The organism is Paenibacillus validus NBRC 15382, from assembly GCF_004000985.1.
Taxonomy (GTDB): domain Bacteria; phylum Bacillota; class Bacilli; order Paenibacillales; family NBRC-103111; genus Paenibacillus_G; species Paenibacillus_G validus.
Genome location: NZ_BIMH01000008.1, coordinates 60,868 through 76,511, shown reverse-complemented (window position 1 = coordinate 76,511; position 15,644 = coordinate 60,868). Strand labels below are relative to the sequence as shown.

The 15,644-nt window shown below is 49.7% G+C and carries 19 protein-coding genes; 1 reads left to right on the top strand and 18 read right to left on the bottom strand.

The genetic code is table 11. The features are described 5' to 3' along the window. Window positions 1–15: 15 nt before the first annotated feature. From PVA01S_RS08245 to PVA01S_RS08225, 5 genes are all read right to left on the bottom strand, one after another. Window positions 16–627: a flavin reductase family protein gene (locus tag PVA01S_RS08245; protein ID WP_127606736.1), complete on the bottom strand. Its 612-nt coding sequence runs from the start codon at window positions 625–627 to the stop codon at window positions 16–18. A 2-nt stretch (window positions 628–629) separates the two neighbouring features. Next, a complete protein-coding gene (locus tag PVA01S_RS08240; RefSeq protein WP_127606734.1) occupies window positions 630–1,262 on the bottom strand; it encodes an alpha/beta hydrolase in 633 nt (210 codons plus the stop codon). After that, the gene (locus PVA01S_RS08235) at window positions 1,259–2,209 is read right to left on the bottom strand and encodes a ring-cleaving dioxygenase (RefSeq protein ID WP_127606732.1); all 951 of its coding nucleotides are present in this window, start codon (window positions 2,207–2,209) and stop codon (window positions 1,259–1,261) included. Before PVA01S_RS08235 ends, PVA01S_RS08240 begins: the two co-directional genes overlap by 4 nt. Window positions 2,210–2,284: 75 nt before the next feature. Further along, the gene (locus tag PVA01S_RS08230; protein ID WP_054799119.1) at window positions 2,285–2,683 is read right to left on the bottom strand and encodes a DoxX family protein; all 399 of its coding nucleotides are present in this window, start codon (window positions 2,681–2,683) and stop codon (window positions 2,285–2,287) included. A gap of 76 nt (window positions 2,684–2,759) precedes the next feature. Then, entirely contained in the window at window positions 2,760–3,209 is a 450-nt protein-coding gene (locus PVA01S_RS08225; protein ID WP_127606730.1) for a MarR family winged helix-turn-helix transcriptional regulator, read from the bottom strand. Window positions 3,210–4,083: 874 nt separating this feature from the next. Here PVA01S_RS08225 and PVA01S_RS08215 point away from each other — a divergent pair. Beyond that, window positions 4,084–4,413: an alpha-helical endospore appendage domain-containing protein gene (locus PVA01S_RS08215; protein WP_127606726.1), complete on the top strand. Its 330-nt coding sequence runs from the start codon at window positions 4,084–4,086 to the stop codon at window positions 4,411–4,413. A 91-nt stretch (window positions 4,414–4,504) separates the two neighbouring features. Here PVA01S_RS08215 and PVA01S_RS08210 read toward each other — a convergent pair whose 3' ends face one another. From PVA01S_RS08210 to PVA01S_RS08150, 13 genes are all read right to left on the bottom strand, one after another. After that, window positions 4,505–5,041: a hypothetical protein gene (locus PVA01S_RS08210; RefSeq protein ID WP_054795757.1), complete on the bottom strand. Its 537-nt coding sequence runs from the start codon at window positions 5,039–5,041 to the stop codon at window positions 4,505–4,507. Between the two features lie 14 nt (window positions 5,042–5,055). Further along, complete coding sequence (locus PVA01S_RS08205; protein WP_230876189.1) at window positions 5,056–5,358, bottom strand: alpha-helical endospore appendage domain-containing protein; 303 nt, start codon at window positions 5,356–5,358, stop codon at window positions 5,056–5,058. A 104-nt stretch (window positions 5,359–5,462) separates the two neighbouring features. After that, window positions 5,463–5,846, bottom strand: a complete 384-nt coding sequence (locus tag PVA01S_RS08200) for a hypothetical protein (protein ID WP_127606722.1) — start codon at window positions 5,844–5,846, stop codon at window positions 5,463–5,465. 65 nt (window positions 5,847–5,911) lie between these two features. After that, entirely contained in the window at window positions 5,912–6,877 is a 966-nt protein-coding gene (locus PVA01S_RS08195) for an anti sigma factor C-terminal domain-containing protein (protein WP_054795755.1), read from the bottom strand. Further along, window positions 6,864–7,361, bottom strand: a complete 498-nt coding sequence (locus PVA01S_RS08190; RefSeq protein ID WP_054795754.1) for an RNA polymerase sigma factor — start codon at window positions 7,359–7,361, stop codon at window positions 6,864–6,866. The genes PVA01S_RS08195 and PVA01S_RS08190 overlap by 14 nt, the downstream gene beginning before the upstream one ends. 206 nt (window positions 7,362–7,567) lie before the next feature. Further along, a complete protein-coding gene (locus PVA01S_RS08185) occupies window positions 7,568–7,996 on the bottom strand; it encodes a threonine/serine exporter family protein (protein WP_127606718.1) in 429 nt (142 codons plus the stop codon). Further along, window positions 7,993–8,769: a threonine/serine exporter family protein gene (locus PVA01S_RS08180; protein ID WP_127606716.1), complete on the bottom strand. Its 777-nt coding sequence runs from the start codon at window positions 8,767–8,769 to the stop codon at window positions 7,993–7,995. Before PVA01S_RS08180 ends, PVA01S_RS08185 begins: the two co-directional genes overlap by 4 nt. Then, window positions 8,741–9,793, bottom strand: coding sequence for an ATP-binding protein (locus PVA01S_RS08175; RefSeq protein WP_127606713.1), 1,053 nt, complete (start codon window positions 9,791–9,793; stop codon window positions 8,741–8,743). Before PVA01S_RS08175 ends, PVA01S_RS08180 begins: the two co-directional genes overlap by 29 nt. Window positions 9,794–10,136: 343 nt before the next feature. Beyond that, window positions 10,137–11,867, bottom strand: a complete 1,731-nt coding sequence (locus tag PVA01S_RS08170; RefSeq protein WP_127606712.1) for a methyl-accepting chemotaxis protein — start codon at window positions 11,865–11,867, stop codon at window positions 10,137–10,139. Window positions 11,868–11,953: 86 nt separating this feature from the next. Beyond that, window positions 11,954–13,228, bottom strand: coding sequence for a TRAP transporter large permease (locus tag PVA01S_RS08165; protein ID WP_127606710.1), 1,275 nt, complete (start codon window positions 13,226–13,228; stop codon window positions 11,954–11,956). Next, window positions 13,225–13,695: a TRAP transporter small permease gene (locus PVA01S_RS08160; protein ID WP_127606708.1), complete on the bottom strand. Its 471-nt coding sequence runs from the start codon at window positions 13,693–13,695 to the stop codon at window positions 13,225–13,227. The genes PVA01S_RS08165 and PVA01S_RS08160 overlap by 4 nt, the downstream gene beginning before the upstream one ends. 85 nt (window positions 13,696–13,780) lie before the next feature. Next, on the bottom strand, window positions 13,781–14,824 hold the full coding sequence (locus PVA01S_RS08155; RefSeq protein WP_127606706.1) for a TRAP transporter substrate-binding protein: 1,044 nt from the start codon (window positions 14,822–14,824) through the stop codon (window positions 13,781–13,783). A gap of 35 nt (window positions 14,825–14,859) precedes the next feature. After that, window positions 14,860–15,642: a carbon-nitrogen family hydrolase gene (locus PVA01S_RS08150; protein ID WP_127606704.1), complete on the bottom strand. Its 783-nt coding sequence runs from the start codon at window positions 15,640–15,642 to the stop codon at window positions 14,860–14,862. Between the last annotated feature and the right edge of the window lie 2 nt (window positions 15,643–15,644).

The window sequence follows — 15,644 nt, the reverse complement described above, 5'->3', positions numbered from 1 at the left end:
TGGCTTACGGAAGTATTATTCAGGACGCTCCATGGCAAACATGGAGCCTAGCTTGGCATAATAATTACCTGCCATGCGACTGACCGGATTCAGTTTGCCGGGATCGATATAACCGTTCACATAGACGTCCTCCGCCAGGTGGAAGCGGACGACGCGGACGATCAGCAAATCGCAGGCGGGTTGACTGCCGGCACCGCCAAGCGGTATCGCTTGTTCGAGCAAGCATTCCATACGGATTTTGGCTTCCTTCACCCCCGGTACGCCGATCGTGTCACTGGCAACCGGCGTGAAGCCCGCCCTTGCAACTTCGCTCTCGAACGAGGGTAAATTGGCCGCCGTTTCATTCACTTGGCCGATGATCGATTCGTCCGTAATATGAATAACCAGGGCGCCGGCCTCAATCGCGTTCCTCGCCGTATCTTTCATCGCGCCTTGGTTCCGCTGAACAGCTACTGAGAGCATAGGCGGCTGGCTCGCTACAATCGAGAAGTAACTGAAAGGAGCCGCATTCAATACCCCGTCCTTCGATAGCGTAGTCACCAACGCGATCGGCCTGGGGACGATACTCCCGATCAACAGCTTATAATTGTCCCGCTCGCTCTGAGCGGCCGGATCTATAGATATCATCGTTATCTCCCGTCGATATCGGAATATTCGGTGAAGTGCTTGCGAAACCATAACGCGGCCGCGGCCGCTTCCGTAGACGTCAATTGATGTCCGTAACGCTCCCAATGTACCGTAACGGATGCGCCCGCTCCGCCGAGAAGCTCTTGAAGCTCTTCGGTTTCCCGCGCCGGACATATCGGATCATTAGTCCCGGCGCCGATAAAGACCGGAGTACCGGACAAATCCGGAATCGGAATCCCTCTCCGCGGAACCATCGGATGGTGGAGAATGGCGCCTTTCCAGGTGTGTTCATAATGGAAGAGCAGGCTGCCTGCGATATTCGCTCCATTGGAGTACCCTACCGCCACGAGATTGCCGCGGTCGAAGCCATATTGACTTGCGGCCTGATCCAGAAAATCGTGCACTTCCTTCGTACGGAAGATCAAATCCTCCTCATCGAATACGCCTTCCGCCAAGCGCCGGAAAAAACGCGGCATCCCGTTTTCCAGCACATTGCCCCTAAGGCTGAGAACGGAGGACTCTGGCGCGATATGCTTGGCTAGCGGCAGCAGATCGCGTTCCGTTCCCCCGGTGCCGTGGAAAAGAACCAAGGTCGGCGCCTCTTGGCGGGTCCCCTTGTCAAAAATATGGTTCATTTCTGCTTCTCCTCCAATACCCGCACTTCGATCGGGAGCAGGTTCGCCTCAATTTGGGAACGATGCGGCTCAAACCACTCCGGCAGCATCAGCTTCTCGCCTAACGCGTCGGCAGGCTCATCTAAAGCAAATCCCGGCGGATCCGTAGCGATCTCGAACAGTACGCCCCCGGCCTCGCGGAAATAAAGCGCATTGAAATATTGGCGGTCTACGATAGGGGTCGGGCGATAACCATACTTCTCCACCGAATTTCTCCACTCCGCATGCTGCTCGAAATCGTGGGCCCGCCAAGCGATATGATGAACGGTTCCGGCGCCGTCGCTGCCTCCGTTCATGGCCGAGAGCGGCACATCGATAACGTTGCCGATATCGCCGAACGACCGGTAACGGGCATACGCGACATCTTCGGCGACCTTGCTCAAACCAAGCAAATGTTCCAACGCGTCCATCGTTCTCTTCGGGTTGACGCTGAATAGAACGGCGCCGCCAAAACCCTTGATCGCCTTATCAGCCGGAATGCCGCCGAACGACCAGCCGCTGTTCGGTCCCTCTTCACGTTCGACGAGTTCAAGGCCTAAGCCCTCATTGTCCGTGAATTGAAGGTAGTTCTCCGAGAACCGGGTTACTTTCTTAACCGGAACGCCGAAGCCTTCCAGACGACTCTCCCAGAAGCCTAGCGAGCCTTGCGGCACGACATATGTCGTTATGCCCACTTGGCCGCCTCCGATTCGTCCCCTGCGCGCTTGCGGCCAAGGAAAGAACGTGATAATGGTTCCGGGGCTTCCTGCTTCATTGCCGAAGTACAGGTGATACACTTCCGGAGCATCGAAGTTGATCGTTCTCTTCACCAAGCGAAGTCCGAGAACACCCGCGTAGAAATCGACGTTCGCCTGCGGATTGCTTGCAAATGCGGTAATGTGATGAATGCCAGCCGTTCTTAGCGTCATGTAAAGTCCTCCCTTAATTCATTAATTTCCCCTACTTGTTCCTATCCATCCATAGGCCGTACCCATCATGCCGGTTTAGTTCAGAAGTGCATCCAAAGAATACGAGCCCGCGCCAGTCAAGGCGACTGCGATGGCGACCGCAATCAGAACGAGCGGGTATTCATAACCGTTGGTTGTCGACCAAACGCCGTTCTTGCCGTGTACTTTGACAATCGCGCCAAGCATAGTCACGGTAATGAGCGCAGCGGCCAGCGGAGTAAACAGTCCTGCAGCAAGCAGTGCGCCTCCAAGCAGCTCCATCAGCCCGGCCAACACGGCCATCGTAACTCCCGGCTTAATTCCTACCGATTCCATCCATCCGCCCGTTCCTTTCGGGCCGTAACCGCCGAACCAGCCGAACAACTTCTGTGCTCCATGCCCGATAAACAATAATCCAACGACCAGACGAACCACTAATAATCCAAGAGACAACATGACAATGACCCTCCATATATTTTAATTTCAATAATCTTTAATTTAAGATATTAGGCAAAACTATCGAGCCACGCGTCTAGCCATCCTCCGCCCCTTTTCCCAGCTTCTTGAGCAGTTCGATCGCGGCTTGCTTTTCATCGGGCGACAGAGCCTTCATGAAGGAGTCGATCACCGCGGCATGCTTGGGAAAAATACGGTCAAACCATGCATTCCCCTCCTCCGTAATTTCCGCATAAATGACCCTTCGGTCCTCCTTGCACGGTACGCGTTTCAATAGTCCCTTCTTCTCCAGCTTGTCGATATTGTAGGTTATGCTTCCGCTTGTAATTAATATTTTTTCCCCGATTTGCTGTAAAGGAACTTTCCCCTTCGTATACAACAATTCAAGAATCGTAAATTCGGAAGAGGACAACCCGTATTGCTTCATATCTTTGACAGCCCGGTCCATAACGGTCTTGTATGCTTTGGAAAGTACAACGAACAGCTTCAGGGATCTCAAACTGGAATCATCCAGATGAATCGTCATTGAAATCACCTCCCCTTAATATCTTAATTTAAATTATCTTTAATTAAAGATATATGATTATTCAAATCATGTCAATACGTTCATCAGAAGATTTTTGGACAGCAGCAGCGGAACAGCTTTACTCCCTTTAACCGTACAACTCTTTTATTATGCGAAGCGCCAATGGTTTGTGTATATAGGTCCTGCTGGGCATCAGCCCAATCCGAAGAATTCATTCCTACATATACTGCTTTAGCCCAATTTAGAAAAGGAGTGAAATCGAATGGCGTTTATGCCTCCGCCTGGACCACCACCTGGATCGACTGGACAACAGGGACCAGTATTCCCTCCTCCACCTTTTGAACCACCCATTTCTGCTTTTGCTGTTGACCCCAGAGCGATTTCCCGTTGCTTGCATCGAAACACTTTTGTTTGGCTTACTAATGGGAACCGCTTCTGGTTTTACCCAATTTTTGTGGGAGGTTTTTCGGTTACTGGTTATTGGTGGACCGGTAGGTTTTGGATGCCCTTGGCACTTGGCTTTAGAGAAATTAGCTCATTTTCATGCTTTTAAATTTTCCTAACTTCTGCATTCTGTCCGTTTTGATTTGTAAAAACGATAAGTAACCTCTCCAATCAAGGAGCCGCGTGGCAGTGAACTGCACCCCAATTGTTAGACACACATCTAACAATTGGAGGTGCTTTTCTTTTGGCTTGCTCACAAAAACTTTTGCACTTCATATTTTCCCCCGATTTGCCGCAAAGGAACTTTCCCCGTCCTATGCCTTGTACACTTATCTGAACGAAACAAATCCTTGGCGACTAAGGCATACGCCCGTGTCCAGATTGGAAATCCACCATATATATGTATTAACCTATAGAAAGAGGTGAGACCATGTCTCAGGCTGCTATTCCTAACCACACGATGACCTTGGATCAAACGGTACCTCTCTTGCTGGCTTCCATTGCTCAGGAGGAGTTTGCGCTTGCGTATATTATGAATGCAGAGGCAGAAAGATCGCAATTCCTAGTAGGAACTTTAACAACCAAGGCGGATGGCGCTGGCGCCAGCTTCTCGCCGACCGCTGTATCTTTATCCGACCTGCTTGCATTGAATGCCAGCGTGCGCAAAACCTTGCAGGATGTCATCAACAAAGACATGCTTCTGAACTACCGATTTGAGAATGTGTTAAATCTCATTCAGGCAACGCCTAAAAATCGCTAATCGGGACATAACCAGCCAACCTATCGAATAGGAGGACACCCAGACCGGTTACCCTGAATGACTACAATACGTAATCTTGAGCATCCTATCATCAGTCAACAACCGGTGCCTCTGTCCTGCTCTTCCTGTTATCGATCGGACTTCGCCAAACCTCTTCACTCTCGGTCATCCACGGACTCGCGGAAGGGGCATGACCGGGAGCGAAAGCTGTAAGCAGCTTGCGCTTCTTTTCGTAGTAGCCCATAAGCTGAGTCATGGTGTACACCAGATATTCCTGCCGGGAATTACCGGGGGCTATATGGGGGATCAGGCTGCGCACATTCCCTTGAAGCATCTTTTCTTTGTCCGCATCCCATCGCAGCCCGTCTTCGCCAAACTCCGATTGATGCCGCAATAGAACATGGAGCTTCCGGTACAGTATGCCCTGAAGATCAGTTACAACATGCAGCAAGAAGGCTGAGGTAGCCTCCAATGTATTGATGCTGCTGGATTCAGGGCTTTGGAACTTTCGCTCCCCGGACACTTTCGCCAGCAAGGCGGCGGCGCCGAGCATGTGGAATACGGCATCTTCCATGGAAAGATGCGAACGGCAGCAGCTTTTGAAGCTATTCTGTATGCTGTTCAGCAACGCACTCGTCCCCTTTACTCTTCATCCCATTCTTCCTGAACTTCAATCTGCAAGACATCCTCCAGTTTCTTAAGCAGCAGCCATTCCTTCATGACAATCGTTTCCATCATGCGGTTAACGGATTGGTTGACGGCTACTATTTCTTTGCTTGAAATAAAAGAACTATCTTTATATTGCCCGACGAACATCTGTATTTTTTCAGCCTCGGCATGAATTAAATGCGATAATGCCGTTTCTTCTAATGCAATAGATGCCAACAGATCGATTACGACTTCTTCAAGCGAGGGCCTGAACTTTTCTTCAGGAATTTGCGGCATACTCACAGCAGTCATCCTCCTTGCATCATATGATTCAGTGTATGATGAAGGTGTTGTAGGCGTCACACGATTTATAAGATTGTCTATGCCCCGGAATCGGAGCATCACTTCTTCCGGATTTCAAGGACATGGCCGTTCGTATCCTCGAACAGGATATAATCCTTGCTGTCCTTATCCGGGTGGTCCAAGTAGTTAATCCGGATGATGCTGCCGGCCTTTTTCCACTCGGTCATAGTCCAGTCAACCTCTCCGTTCTTGCCTTTGGAATCGCTGGATGCCTTCCATCCGCTGCCCGCCATTTCCAGGTCATAGTAAGCTTTGGCCGCCACCAGATCTCCGTCATTCAAGACGTACGAAGCTTTGCCCGGACTGGCTTCCATGGACGGAAACCAGGGCAGGTCGAAAGTCTTCGGTTCAGCCTGAGAGCTCGGCCCGCAGCCGGATATAACGGTAACAAATGCGGAGATGATGAGATAGAACTTTTTCATAGATGAACACAACCCTTTCCATCGTTAATAATCTGGCAAACTTGATGATTTAAGATTTCTTTCCTCTACATTTCGTCTGTCATGGCGCCTTGCACGGTGGCCCGCGCGAACGGGAGCCCCTTGAGCTGCTGCAGATCCTTGGCCGTCCCGGTGACGACAACCCCCAGAATCCGGATATCCTGTACCGTAGGTTCGGACTTGCCGGCACGCAAGTAATCATACAGCTTCTGAAATTCTTCGCGGTATTTCCTGCTTACTCTCAATCCGTTCTGTACCGCGAGGATGAAATCTTTCTCGCTGCCGTCCCCTCCTTCCAAGCCGCGGTCTTCAGCCTTAAATCCGTACACCGCCCCCGCATGTTCGGGGGACTTCCGCTCATCAACCGATTGCTCATCATAAGCATCCACCCAGTACCACTGCGCATGTACACCGTTCGGAAGCATGCCCTTGATCTGCTCTACCGTGTAAGGTTTATCGAAAGATACGGCGATCTCCGCAACCTTGTTCTCCTTTCTGTCGAGCTTATCGACGTCCTGGGCTATATAGGGATAGGGATGAGAAGGCAAGTAAAACCGCAATTCCCTTTGCGCTGTCTCTGCATTGAAGCTAATATGAGCCTCCTCCAGTCTCTGCGTGTCACGTTCGATTGGAACGGGTCTATTTAATGGATGAAAGGTGTTCCACATCGAATATTCATACAAGCGGTCCTCCCATTTAACCGGCTGTCCTTCGATCAGCTTATAGCTGCGATACTGAACGGTATTTCGGAAGAGTCCCTCACTCACCGTGGTGCTCTGCATAACCTCCACATTGGGCTGGGTAATGCGCTTCATCACGGCGATATCCCGCTCCAGTTGGCCGCGGCTTACTTCGTTTAGTAAATATCCTCTGGCTCCGACATATCCGGCTAACACGATCATCACGACCAACGCGGATATCCCGGCTTGTCTCCCTATGCTCTTTCTCTTCGCTTTCTTCAGCAGCCCGTCCATCCGATCGCTTCCCAGCTCAAATTGATCATCCGTGCTCATGTTGAACCCTCCTATATAGTTGCTGAAATTGCTGCCGCGCCCGATATAAAGACATTTTCACTACCTCTTCCGTGGTGCTGAACACTTCGGCCATTTCCTTATAACTAAAATCGCATTCGTATTTCAAAATCAGCATGTGCTTATACTTCGGGTTCATTTGCTCCATCGTGGCCTGAATGTCTTCTTTGCACTCGTGGTTCAACACCTCATCCTCCAAGGAACGCTTGCTTATGAACTCCAGCGTTTCTATAGGAATTTCCGCTCTTCTTTTTCTCTTCCGGACCAGATCGATGTACTGATTGTAAGCTACCCGAAACATCCATGGACCGAGACGGTCGCGATCCAGCTCATGAAGCAGGAGGATGACCTTACAGAGCGTATCTTGAACCACATCCTGAGCATCTTCATGGGATACGCCCATCTTCCTCAGATAGCGAAAGATGCTTGTTGCTTTTTCCTTCAATACATCATCTAATGAATCCACCTCATACCGTTCCTCCTTTCTGAGTAGAACACGAATGAAGCCCGTTTATGTTAACACCTTTTTGCAAAAAAAAAGGAACCTGTTCGCCAGGATCACACTTAAGCGCAGGTAACGTCCAGCACAATAAGCCCGCTGATCGTTTCTCAGCAGGCCCCGCGAGTTCGCTTTATCCAGTTTTCCTCACTCATCGTATCTTTCGCATAAGCCTACAGCCGCGACTTTCGGATCACGTGGTGCATCACCTCCGAAAAAACCAGACCCATGGCGATCGCCCCCGACAACATAAAGGCTTTGGCTGCCAGCTGCACGGCTAAATCATACTGGTTCTCGACCACGTTCCGCATCGTATCATAAGCCAATCCGCCGGGAACTAACGGGATGATACCCGCCACGCTGAATACAGTGATGGGGGTTTTATACATCTTGGCAAAAAATTGGCTCGTCACCGCAACAAAAAAAGAGGCAATCATCGTGGCCAAGATCGGATCGGCGGGAACCTTCAGCAAGGAAATATATAACAGCCAGCCGAACATCCCGACAAAGCCGCACTGTACCAGCGTCCCCTTAGGACCATTGAAGAGGATTGCAAAGGCCGCCGAAGCAATGAAGCTCATCAAGAGCTGTTCGCCGATCATCCGATCCCCTCCCCGCTGTAAAAAGAAAGAACAAAGGCGATGCCGGCTCCAATCGCAAATGCGGTTAAGAACGCTTCCGCCCCTTTCGAAACCCCGGAAACAAAATGCCCGGCCATTAAATCCCGGACGGCATTGGTAATCAGAAGTCCCGGTACCAACGGCATGACGGAGCCGATGATCATGTTATCCAAATCATGACCGAAACCTGTTCTCAAGAACAAATAGGCCGTCGAACCAATGATTAAAGACGCCAGAAACTCGGCGAAAAACTTAATCGGCACCCATCGGTGAAAATAGACCAGGAAGGAAAAGCCCGCTCCTCCGCATAGAAAAGTAGGGATAAAATCACCCCATGCCCCGCCAAACATGATTAAAAAGCAGGCGCTTGCCACGGCTGCCGCTGCGATTTTGAACCAAAGCGGATACCCGGGGTTCGCCCCATCGATTTCTTCCAATAACCGATAGGCCTCTGTCACCGATAATTCCCCCTGGCTAATTTTTCGGGAAATGGCGTTCACGACCGTAACTTTACGCAAATCCGTTGAACGTTCGGATATTCGGATTAATCGGGTTGTCTGTTCCGGGCCGTCTATCGAAAATATAATCCCCGTCGGGGTTACAAAGCTGTGAGCATGCCGTACACCGAATGCATCTGCAACGCGTGTCATCGTATCTTCCACCCGGTACGTTTCCCCGCCGTTCTCCAGCATGATCTTGCCGGCCAATAAACAGACTTGCGCGATCTCATAGGTTGAATTGGATAGTTGATTCATTCGCTAGCTCTCCTGGACTACAGATACTTTCACGACTGAAGGGAAACCTGACCACGAACGTTGTTCCTTCCCTGCCTGATTGTTTGACTTCTAACCGGGCCCTATGCCGTTCCGCAATGGAGCGGGACACGGCAAGCCCGAGGCCGGTCCCCGTTTCCTTCGTCGTGAAGAAAGGATTGAATATTTCTCTACGGACTTCAGGCGGGATTCCCTCACCTTCATCCGATATTTCTAAAATAATTTCTTCGGCCTCCGTATAAGTTTTGAAGGTTAAATGCCCGCCATGATTCATGGCTTCTATCGCATTCCGACTCAGGTTAAGCATCAATTGCCGAATCTCTTGTTCATCCAACATCAAATCGGGGATCGTCCCTAATGCGGCGATAATACATACATCCCCCTTACTAGCATCGGATTCGATTAAAGGCAGCATGTATTCAATGATGCTGTTTAGATTATGTTGTCGTTTCTCGATAAATTTATTATTCGCCAATGAAAGATATTGTGAAATGATGGCATTCGCCCGGTCCAGCTCACTAACCATTAAGAGGAACGTATCTTTATACGAACCCCAATCTTCTTTCTCCATCAGTAACTGCAGATATCCCTTCACCGTAGTCATCGGATTTCTTACTTCATGAGCAATACTTGCCGACATCGAACTAAGCAAATGATATGTATCGATATGAATTCCCGTTATATCCCGGCCGATCGCATAGATAAGCTGCGCTTCCCGATTGACTGAGCACGTCCATTGAATCCACTTGTAGGTTTGTTCCACATTCCGATAGCGGTTTAAAAAGGACACCGTCGCTTGTCCCCGGATGAGCTTCTGCACTTCCAACGCAGAATTATCCACATCGTCAGGATGAAGGCAAGCGAACACTTGTTCCAGTGAGGTCCATGATTCATTTTCCCCCAAAATTCTTGAAAACGAATGATTGACTTCGACAAGATTACCGTTAAAATCAATGATCATCATGATATCTAAAGATAAATCAAAGAAATCCCGAAAATGATCCACAAGATCCCCTCCGTTACCGAATTACAACTTCTGCAATTTTCCGCCGACACTATATATACCTAAAGAAAATACGATAAGGAATATGTTGGTTTTCCCTTCGCTTTCATCATTCAATTATCAACCTTAATGATACTTGTTAACCGCATAAATGGTTTATGATCTATATGGTAAACGCCTATAATATATAAGCTCTATAAGGCGACCGGATACCGTTCCCGTAATGAAAGAGCCGAGGAGAACAGGGGGCAACCCCCGATTCCCGCTCGGCGCGTGAATAAGTTATGTAAGCTTGGGACAAAACGGTAATTTGCTGAGGTTATTTCGGATAACGACGGGGAAGGCTTCAAGCCTCCGCTACGGAATCCGTAACAAACCGGTTCACGATGGTTTGCAGGCGATGGGAGAGCTTCGCCAACTCCTCAACGGAGCTGTTAACCTTATCCATCATGAGTGCCTGTTGACCGGACTTCTCCGAATATTCCCGGGTCACTTCATTCACACCGGCCGAATAGTCCTCGATTCGTTTCATGGAAATGTCCATCTGCTCGCTGCCTGCAGCCATTTCCTCTATGCCTGCCGAGATGTCCTGGATCATGCCGTTGATTCTTTCGATCCAACCGTTCATTTGCCGGAACGCCTCTGAGACTTCGCCCACCTTCTGCTGCCCCTCATTCATTTCGAGGATCCAGGCTTGGCTGGATTGAAGAAGGCTTCCTGTATCCTCCTGGATGTAGGTAACAACGCTTCGCACGTGGTCTGCGGCACTTCGGCTATGCTCGGCCAGCTTACGCACCTCATGAGCAACTACAGCAAAGCCGCTGCCCGCTTCCCCGGCCCGTGCTGCTTCGATCGAAGCATTGAGCGCCAGCAGGTTCGTTTCTTCCGCTATATTTTTGATTGTGGCGATAACGGTGTCAATTTCTTTGGAGCGGTCGGCCAATTGCTCGATCTTGCTTTCGGTTTCCCGTGATTTTTGCTCGATGAGCTGCATTTTCTCCAAGGTACCCTTAACGGAGGTTTGTCCTTGATTGGACAGCATCTCCATATCCGAGGACAGGTTGCTGACTTCATCGATGCTCGCAGCCATCTGCTTCAACCCGGCGGACATTTCTTTAATCACAACGACATCCTCATGAACCTTCTCTTTTTGCTCCCTGGAGTGATCAGCCGCCCGTTCCAGGCCTCCATAAATCTCCTGGGAAGATTGGGCTGTCGTCAATGCGTACTCCCGGATGCCATCGGATACATGAGAGAGCGTGCCGACCGTTTGCTTCGTTTGGGACACAATAGAGGCGACGCTTTCCCTCATAATCTCAAACCCGTTAGCCAGCAATCCAAGTTCATCCCTACGCTGGATCTCGACAGGTTGGGATAGATCCCCTTCCTCCACACGCTTAAATGCCTTCAAAAGCTGGCGGATAGGCAGGACGATCGAATACGTCAACACAAGTCCCATCACACTGAAAATAATAAGCGATACGACCATCAAAATGAGGGTACTCCGCTTCACTTCCTGATGTTTATCAATCGAAGATAGATATTTGGACTCCGCTTGCTGTTGATTCGTCTTGAGCAGCTCCTGGAAGATTTCTTCAATCCCTTCTTCCTTGGCCAAGAGCTGCTTATCAAACATCGATTTGGCCTGCTCCATCTGATTTTGGTTCACGAGTTGAAACACATTGTTAACGGTCGGCTGGAACGATTCCCACAATGAGCTTAACAGCTGCAGCTCGTCCTTCTCACCCTGCGTTAAAGATCGGTTATCCAAAGCGCCCAGTTTTTCAGTCACACTTTTCGTTTCCAAATCGACTTTCTCCAATTGCTTCTTTCTTGAATCCGCATCCGTCACCAGCAAATAACTGCCTACGGCGGTGTTGATCCGATGAATCGAGCCGGAGAGCTCATTCAGCTGCTCAACCATGCTCAAATTATTTTCATAAATATCAACCAAATTGCTGTGAATCGTCTGTGTATTTCTCAAGGAACCGATATTAGCCACTATGAGAATGATTAAAAAAGCAATAAAACAAACAACAAATTTCACAGGAATTTTAAGATTATGAAACCATTTCATTTGAAGTTTGCCTCCTATATAGAAAACTGATAAAAGTTGGAACACTCATAGGCGGGCTCCCGAATGGGAAACCCGCCTGGAATCTACTACCCGCCGAACAAGTGAGGCAGGAACAAGGATACCTGAGGGAAGTACGTTATGATGATAAGCACAACAAGTAAAACTAAAAATTGCGGCAACAAAGGTCGAACCATTTGCGCCAAATTGACTTTCGCAATCGAAGAAGTCACGAATAAGCAAACGCCAAGCGGCGGTGTAATCATGCCGATCGTCAGGTTAACCACGATGATGACGCCCAAGTGAATCGGGTCAATGCCGGCTGCCAGAGCGATAGGCAGGAACAGCGGAGTAAAGATGGTCAACGCCGAGATCGTATCGATGAACGTTCCCGCAATCAGAAGTACAATGTTGATCAAAAGCAGGATTACCCACTGCTGATCCGAGATGCTGCTTACCAGCGCTCCGAGTTGATCCGGAATGTCGTGGAATGTAAGCAACCAAGTGAACAGCGTCGCATTGGCGATGACGAACAAGATCGTTGCCGAGCTGAGCGCGGAATCAAGCAGTACCTTCCGCAGCTTTTTGAAGTTCAGCTCCTTATAAACAAAGGACCCGATAATCAGCGCATAGATGACGGCGATGACACCGGACTCCGTCGCGGTAAACATCCCGGAACGGAAGCCGCCTATAATAATAACCGGGAGTAGCAGCGCCAGGAACGCATCCTTGAAGCCGGCAGCAATCTCCTTGCGGGAAGCCATCTTATCCCGTCCGCGAATGTTGTTTTTCTTACCGTAATAGTACACGTAGATCATGAGTACGGCAGCCATCAGAATCCCCGGTGCGACACCTGCCAGGAACAAATCGCCGATCGATACGCTGGCCATAACGCCGAACAAAATGAACGGGATCGACGGAGGAATAACGGGACCGATGGTGGAGGCCGAAGCGACGAGAGTCGCCGAGAATCGGCGGTCATACCCCTGCGATACCATGGCCGGAATCAAAATCCCCCCGATGGCAGCTGCATCCGCTATCGCCGAACCGGAGATAGCGGAGAAGAACGTACAAGCCAGTACGGCGACCATGGCCAGACCCGCCGGCCAATGGCCGACAAGCAGCGACGCAAAATCGATGAGGCGCTTGGAGATGCCCCCCACCGTCATAATTTCACCCGCCAAAACAAACAAGGGAATAGCGACCAGCGTGAAAGAATCGATGCCGGAGAACGTTTTTTGGGCAATAATAACCAAATCCGTATCGGTCAGCCATAACCCGACCAGAGAGGTAATGCCGAGTGCAAACGCAATGGGCACCCGAAAGAAAAAAAGTACGAACAATAAGCCTAGAAGCCAAATCATGCTACTTCGCCCCCTTGCCGTTTCCCGCGAACTTCTTGGGCAAACGCCTTAACCAAGTAATACAGCATCAGCACGCCGGAGATTGGCATGATGATATACATGTACATCAACGACACTTGAAGCGTCGGTGTCGTTTGCAATTTGGAGTTCATCGTGTGAACCCAGCCGTAATAGGTGAAGAACGCGACGAAAGCAATCGTAACCATATATCCGACAGCGGTCACCGCAGTGCGGATTTTCGGCGGAAGCTGATTAATTACGTCAACATTCAAATGACTGTGATATTTCGTGCCGAGCACGGCGCCGATAAAGGCCATATAAGCAAACGCAAAGCGTGTGACTTCCTCTGTCCAAGGCGTTGGAATTTTGAGTACAAACCGGAACAGCACTTGCAGAAAGGTAACAACGACAACAACGGCCAGACAGCTGCCGGCGATGATCTCGAGCCAATGACGAAGCCATTTCATAACGGGATGTCCCCCTCTCTTCTTAAAAAGAAGGATACCAAAGTATCCTTCTTTTTCTTTTTTTAACAAACGTTATCAGATTCGCTTACTTCGCAGCAGCTTTAATTTTTTCGATCAAATCTTGCGGTACTTTGTCAGCTACAGCCTTGGATACATCCTTCGTTACAGCTGTAAACGCTTCGGCATCCGGCTTCGTAATGTTGACGCCTTTCGTTTTCAGCTCTTCCAGAGATTTGGTTTCAGCATCGGCAAGCGTTTTACGTGCAGAGGCAGTCGCTGCTTGAACCGCTTCCTGGACCCATTGTTTCTGTTCGTCGTTCAAGGAATTCATAAACTTTTTGCTCGCAATAACAGCTGCCGGAGTATAGGTATGGTTCGTCAGCGCCAATTGCTTTTGAACCTCGTAGAACTTCATGGACATAATCGTGGCGATCGGATTCTCCTGGCCGTCGACAACCCCTTGCTCAAGCGCACTGTACAGCTCGTTAAAGTTAACAGGCGTCGGGTTAGCCTCTAAAGACTTCATAAACTCGTTCCATACCGGAGCCGGCTGAACGCGAATTTTCAAGCCTTTCATATCCTCCGGCTTCACAACCGCTTTATTTTTAGTTGTCACATTACGGAAACCGACTTCCCAGTATCCGAGGCCGACCATACCTTTTTCATCGACCTTCTTCAGTAAGGATTTCCCGATTTCACCATCCAGCACGCCGTACACATGCTCTTTGCCCTTGAAGAGGAACGGGATCCCGAAAACGTTCATTTCCGGCACGACATTGGCCAGGGAGCTGTCAGCAGCTAACGTCGTCATATCGATCGTGCCGTTCTGCACGCCTTCAACGGCGTCCTTTTCGGAGCCAAGCTTAGCGTTAGAGTAGATTTTAACCTCCATGGCTCCCTTGCTCTTTTCTTCCAGCGACTTTTTAAACGCTTCAGCCGCAATATTGTACTGGTGCGTGTCCGAGCCGGTATGAGCGAGCTTAAATGTCACTTTAGGCGAATTCGCCGTTTGATTCCCCGCTGCCGCATCCTTATTATCGGTGCTCGAACCAGAATTGGAGCCGCAGCCCGCCAGCAAACCAGCCATCAATGTAGCGCTCAGAACTATCAAACCTGCTTGTTTTTTCATTTTTCTCATCCTCCTGATTGGCATGTTTTTTATGATTAATAAAGATCAAATCTCTGATCATCGAAAACAGGAATTCGTTTGCGGATTTCATCCACTTTGGCCAGATCGATGTCAATCACATAGACCTGCTCCGTGCCGTCGCCTTCGAGCAAAACCTCGCCCCACGGATCGATAACAAGAGAATTCCCCGGGAATGCAGTCTCACGGCTTGTCCCGCAGCGGTTAACGGCAATCATGTAAGATTGGTTCTCGATCGCCCTGGAAATGACGAGCGTTCTCCAATGGTCTACCCGTGCTGTCGGCCATTGGGCCGTATTGATGATCACTTTGGCACCTAAGGAAACCAGCTTGCGGAACAAGAGAGGAAACCGCAGATCGTAGCAAATCATCGTCCCGATACCCGTACCCTCATAATCAAACAGCCCGAAGCTATTGCCGGCCTTCAGATATTGATCCTCGTCCATCAGACGGAACAAGTGCACCTTGTCATACCGCAATACTTCATCGCCGTTCCGGTCGAAAACAAGCATCGTATTGGTGATGTCCCCGCTGCCTGAATCTTTATAAAGAACGCTTCCGCCCACAATCATGACGTTATGAGCTTTAGCGTAGGAGGAGAAGAGGGCTCTTGTCCTTTGACCGTCGGCATCCGCAAGGGCGTCGCCTTGTTCCAACGCATAGCCTGTGTTCCACATTTCCGGAAAAATAATGACATCCGGCGATTGAGCCATCGCTTCATCCAGGAAGCGCTCGACTTTCCGGTAATTCACTTCCGGCTCCCCGATTTGTACGTCCATCTGAACCAATGCGACCTTCATCG

Excerpts from the sequence above, each read along its gene's own strand:
- PVA01S_RS08245 (WP_127606736.1), bottom strand. The coding sequence starts at position 627 with ATGATATCTATAGATCCGGCCGCTCAGAGCGAGCGGGACAATTATAAG.
- PVA01S_RS08240 (WP_127606734.1), bottom strand. The coding sequence starts at position 1,262 with ATGAACCATATTTTTGACAAGGGGACCCGCCAAGAGGCGCCGACCTTG.
- PVA01S_RS08235 (WP_127606732.1), bottom strand. The coding sequence starts at position 2,209 with ATGACGCTAAGAACGGCTGGCATTCATCACATTACCGCATTTGCAAGC.
- PVA01S_RS08230 (WP_054799119.1), bottom strand. The coding sequence starts at position 2,683 with ATGTTGTCTCTTGGATTATTAGTGGTTCGTCTGGTCGTTGGATTATTG.
- PVA01S_RS08225 (WP_127606730.1), bottom strand. The coding sequence starts at position 3,209 with ATGACGATTCATCTGGATGATTCCAGTTTGAGATCCCTGAAGCTGTTC.
- PVA01S_RS08215 (WP_127606726.1), top strand. The coding sequence starts at position 4,084 with ATGTCTCAGGCTGCTATTCCTAACCACACGATGACCTTGGATCAAACG.
- PVA01S_RS08205 (WP_230876189.1), bottom strand. The coding sequence starts at position 5,358 with ATGCCGCAAATTCCTGAAGAAAAGTTCAGGCCCTCGCTTGAAGAAGTC.
- PVA01S_RS08200 (WP_127606722.1), bottom strand. The coding sequence starts at position 5,846 with ATGAAAAAGTTCTATCTCATCATCTCCGCATTTGTTACCGTTATATCC.
- PVA01S_RS08195 (WP_054795755.1), bottom strand. The coding sequence starts at position 6,877 with ATGAGCACGGATGATCAATTTGAGCTGGGAAGCGATCGGATGGACGGG.
- PVA01S_RS08185 (WP_127606718.1), bottom strand. The coding sequence starts at position 7,996 with ATGATCGGCGAACAGCTCTTGATGAGCTTCATTGCTTCGGCGGCCTTT.
- PVA01S_RS08180 (WP_127606716.1), bottom strand. The coding sequence starts at position 8,769 with ATGAATCAACTATCCAATTCAACCTATGAGATCGCGCAAGTCTGTTTA.
- PVA01S_RS08170 (WP_127606712.1), bottom strand. The coding sequence starts at position 11,867 with ATGAAATGGTTTCATAATCTTAAAATTCCTGTGAAATTTGTTGTTTGT.
- PVA01S_RS08165 (WP_127606710.1), bottom strand. The coding sequence starts at position 13,228 with ATGATTTGGCTTCTAGGCTTATTGTTCGTACTTTTTTTCTTTCGGGTG.
- PVA01S_RS08160 (WP_127606708.1), bottom strand. The coding sequence starts at position 13,695 with ATGAAATGGCTTCGTCATTGGCTCGAGATCATCGCCGGCAGCTGTCTG.
- PVA01S_RS08155 (WP_127606706.1), bottom strand. The coding sequence starts at position 14,824 with ATGAAAAAACAAGCAGGTTTGATAGTTCTGAGCGCTACATTGATGGCT.
- PVA01S_RS08150 (WP_127606704.1), bottom strand. The coding sequence starts at position 15,642 with ATGAAGGTCGCATTGGTTCAGATGGACGTACAAATCGGGGAGCCGGAA.